Consider the following 1,142-nt stretch of genomic DNA (forward strand, 5'->3'; position numbering starts at 1 on the left):
TTCGACGGCAAGCTCGCGCTGCTGACCAACGCCCCGGATCTGACGCCTGCCGACGCCGTCGCCCGCTACAAGGCGCTGGCCGACATCGAGCGCGGCTTCCGCGTCCTGAAATCCGACATCGAGATCGCTCCGGTCCACCACCGGCTGCCCGACCGCATCCGCGCCCATGCGCTGATCTGCTTTCTCGCCCTCACGCTCTACCGCGTCATGCGCATGCGCCTGAAAGCTAAGGGCCGCAGCGCCAGCCCCAGCACCGCCCTCGCCATGCTCGCCCGCATTCAGCGCCATCACGCGCGGATCGCGGACCGAAAGCTGGAAGGCGTCACCACCCCGAACACCGAGCAACTGGACCTCTTCGACACGCTGAACCTGCCAAAACCAGCCTGACAAGCCCGTGTAGTTACATTTTGGCCCATCCGGCCATAACAATATCAATCGCTTACGCGTTTTGCTGTCGAAGTTGGGCGAATGGTGGCCCTTGCCAAGCCTCAGTGAAGCAAATTCAGCTGGGTGCAGGTTTGAGAGGCCGTTGACCACAAGCCTCCTGTCATAATTGGTTGCAAACGATAGGATCCCGGCCAGATCTCCGTAGAGGTCGATGGTCGGACCATCCCCTTCTTCGCTGGGGGTAAGGACGATCTTATCAATCATAGACCGAACGAGGTCCGTCGCCCCGGAGTTCGACACTTCCGGCCCCGATTTTCGGGCACCCGGACCGTTAGCCTCTGGGTAATCAATAACTTAGCCTTTGCCCGGGGGTGATTTCAGCGAAGTTGTGTTGTGGCACGTCATCGGTATTTCGCGATGGAAAGCAGTTTTCTGCCGTGATATCGTTGCGGCATGTACACGAAGATCACCCGGTCGGGCGGACGACGCTATCTGCAGCTGGTCGAGGGCTATCGTGATGATGCGGGAAAGGTTCGCCACCGCGTGATCGCGAACCTGGGGCGGATCGAGGATCTCACGCCCGAGAAGCTGGATCCCCTGATCAGTGGGCTCAACCGCGTCCTGGGCCGGGCGGAGAACACCGCCTCGCACCTCACCCACGAACCCGCGCAAAGCTACGGCGACGTCTTTGCGCTGCACGAGCTGTGGAAGGATCTCGGCTTCGACCGGGCGCTGAGCCGCGCGCTGCGCTCGGG

The 1,142-nt window shown here is 61.7% G+C and carries 1 protein-coding gene and 1 pseudogene; both read left to right on the forward strand.

All coding sequences use genetic code 11. From position 1 onward, the window contains the following. Window positions 1-387, forward strand: a 387-nt coding sequence (locus tag BLW43_RS22755; RefSeq protein ID WP_139284212.1) for an IS1634 family transposase, incomplete at its 5' end; no start/stop codon positions are given. A gap of 453 nt (window positions 388-840) precedes the next feature. Continuing rightward, a pseudogene (locus tag BLW43_RS22760) lies at window positions 841-1,142 on the forward strand (IS1634 family transposase); the annotation flags it as partial.

It is taken from the genome of Rubrimonas cliftonensis, assembly GCF_900107585.1.
GTDB classification, from domain to species: Bacteria; Pseudomonadota; Alphaproteobacteria; order Rhodobacterales; family Rhodobacteraceae; genus Rubrimonas; species Rubrimonas cliftonensis.